We start from the raw sequence: 2,598 nt of genomic DNA on the forward strand, positions 1-2,598 counted from the left end.
GCTCCGGGGTGATCGCCACGAACGAGAGAGCTGCGCAAGCCGTACGGGGCCGACACGCCCGGTGGGCTTCCTTCATCAACGATCAATTACGCCGTCAGGTTGAACAGGCCCAGTCACGAACCCCGCGTTAGTCTCACGGTCGTGACGATCAGGAACTCGCACTGCTCCTTCTGCGGTACGGCCTTCGCGACCGGCCAGACCTGGCCGCGCACCTGCTCCGGCTGTGCGAACACCAGCTACCTGAACCCGCTGCCCGTCGCGGTGATGGTGCTACCGGTGGACGACGGCCTGCTGGTGATCCGCCGTGACATCGAACCGCACCGTGGCGGGCTCGCCCTGCCCGGCGGCTTCATCGACATCGGCGAATCCTGGCAGCAGGCGGCCGTCCGGGAACTCCACGAAGAGACGGGGATCGTCGTCGACGCAGACGATCTACGGCTTTTCAACGTGCTCAGCGCTCCCGACGGCACTGTGCTGATCTTCGCCTTGGGCCCGCGGACCAGCTCGGCCATCCTCCCTCCGGTCGCGGCCACGGCCGAAACATCGGAGTGGTCGCTGATCGACGGGCCACAGGAGCTCGCGTTCCCCCTGCACACCCGGATCGTCGCGGAGTACTTCGGCTCGAAATGATCCACGAACGTTTCCGGCGCGAAGGGCTTGGTCATCACGCGGAATCGCCATTGGGGGTGGATTCCTTCTCGGCAGCCCGTGGCACCGATCCCGCTCGTGGGCCATCGACCGGCAACATGGCCTGGCGTTTACTGTGGCGCTGCCGCCACCGGCTGCCGGCCGGCCTCCTCGGCGGTGGGTGCGATTCTGGCCATCGCCACACGCAGGATGGGCGGGGCCATGAGCGACGTGACCACCGCCACGAGGATGATGATCGTGTACGTCTCGGAGTTCAGCACACCGAGACGCAGGCCGACCGTGGCGATGATGACCTCGATGACGCCGCGGGCGTTCATGCCCGCCCCCAGCGCGAGCGCCTCCCAACTGGAGAGGCGGCTGGCGCGGGCGCCGAGATAGGCGCCCGCGAACTTCCCGGCGACGGCGACGGCCAGGACTACCAGCGCCGCCCCGAGCACCTCGATCCTCGCCAGGGCGGTCAGGTTCATCCGCAACCCCGCGGTGGCGAAGAAGATGGGCGCGAGCACCGCGAGCACCACGGCCCGCAGCGGGGCGAGCGCGGCGGGGTCGGGCTTGCCCCACTCGCCGACGAGGATGCCCGCCACGAAGGCGCCGAAGGCGGCCTCCAGGCCCAGGGCCTGGGTGCCTGCGGCGGACAACAGGATCAGGATCACCGTGACGCCGACGACGGCCGCGTTCCCCTGGGCGTACTGGTAGATCTTCCTGGTCAACGGCCTGCCCACGACGGCGGCGAAGAGGAGGACACCGAGCACGTACGCCACGGAGAGCGCCACGTTCGCCGCGTGGAGGCCGGTCGTGGCCATGACCGAGACGATCGACAGCATCACCCAGCCGAAGACGTCGTCGACCACCCCGGCGACGAGCGTCAGCTGGCCGATGTCGCGATGCAGCAGGTTCATGTCGAAGAGCGTCTTGGCGATCACCGGGATGGCGCTCACGCACATGGCCACGGCCAGGAACAGCGCGAACACCGTGCGGTCCCGGCTGCCGTCCGTCAGCGGCGACGGCAGCAGGCCGGTCCCGACGCCCAGGACGAGCGGGACGACCAGGCCGGACACGCTGATCTTGACGGCGGTGGCCCCCCGCCTGCGCACCAGCCCCAGGTCCAGGTGGCTGCCGGTGACGCCCACCAGCAGCAGCACGCCGATCTGGCCGATCGCGTCCAGCAGGTGGAACTGCTCGGCGTCGTGCGGCACCAGCCAGCCCGCCGCCCCGGGGGCGACGATCTGGAGAAGCGACGGTCCCAGGAGAATGCCCGCGCACAGCTCGCCGACCACGGGTGGCATTTTCAGCCGTACGGCGAGCCGGCCGAGGACCACGGCGACGAGGAGCAGTACGCCGACCTGTAACAGGAACGACAGCAGTGAGTGAGCCCCCAGCGGCGGGACGGGACCGGTCATCGCCCGGATTCCGGCCGCATCGCTCTGACCAGGCTCAGCGGACGCATGTCGGTCCACGTCTGGTCGATGTAGGCCAGGCAGGACTCCTTGTCCCCACGCCTGCCCACGTCGGACCAGCCCCGGGGCAGGCCGCGGCCGGCCGGCCAGATCGAGTACTGCCCCTCGTCGTTGATCACCACGATGAATTCGTCGTTCACAGCTGTGCCCTTCTTCGCTGGGTTCTTATCGGTTCTTCGGTGAATTTCTTCTAGGACTCGCGACGCATGCGGAGCCGGCGCTGTCTGAGCGCCCGCTCGCGCGCGTCTCGGTGAGTGCCGTCCTTCGCCACCGCCGAGGACTCGCCGGAACCGTTGACGAGCAGGTCGGCGAGCGCGCGGGGCGTGGGGCGGCGGAACAGTTCGAGCATGGCGATGTCGCGCCCGAAATCGACCCGGATGCGTTCCCGCACCACCGGCAGGAGCAGCGAGTGACCGCCCAGGTCGAAGAAGTTGTCGTTCATGCCCACCTGGGCGATGTCGAGCGTCTCGCGCCAGATGTCCACGAGACGTGT

The 2,598-nt window shown here is 68.8% G+C and carries 4 protein-coding genes; 1 reads left to right on the plus strand and 3 read right to left on the minus strand.

The features are described from left to right. The first annotated feature begins 141 nt into the window (after positions 1–141). Complete coding sequence (locus N5079_RS34910; protein ID WP_315967907.1) at positions 142–630, plus strand: NUDIX domain-containing protein; 489 nt, start codon at positions 142–144, stop codon at positions 628–630. Between the two features lie 128 nt (positions 631–758). Here the strand turns inward: N5079_RS34910 and N5079_RS34915 are convergent, their stop codons facing one another. The 3 genes from N5079_RS34915 to N5079_RS34925 form a co-directional block, all read right to left on the minus strand. Next, the gene (locus N5079_RS34915; RefSeq protein WP_261588505.1) at positions 759–2,048 is read right to left on the minus strand and encodes a cation:proton antiporter; all 1,290 of its coding nucleotides are present in this window, start codon (positions 2,046–2,048) and stop codon (positions 759–761) included. Further along, on the minus strand, positions 2,045–2,245 hold the full coding sequence (locus N5079_RS34920; RefSeq protein WP_261588506.1) for an MbtH family protein: 201 nt from the start codon (positions 2,243–2,245) through the stop codon (positions 2,045–2,047). Before N5079_RS34920 ends, N5079_RS34915 begins: the two co-directional genes overlap by 4 nt. Positions 2,246–2,295: 50 nt before the next feature. Continuing rightward, positions 2,296–2,598 (minus strand): phosphopantetheine-binding protein (locus N5079_RS34925; RefSeq protein WP_261588507.1); only part of this gene is annotated, 303 nt, incomplete at its 5' end.

The organism is Planotetraspora sp. A-T 1434 (genome assembly GCF_025420585.1).
Taxonomy (GTDB): Bacteria; Actinomycetota; Actinomycetes; order Streptosporangiales; family Streptosporangiaceae; genus JAOEGB01.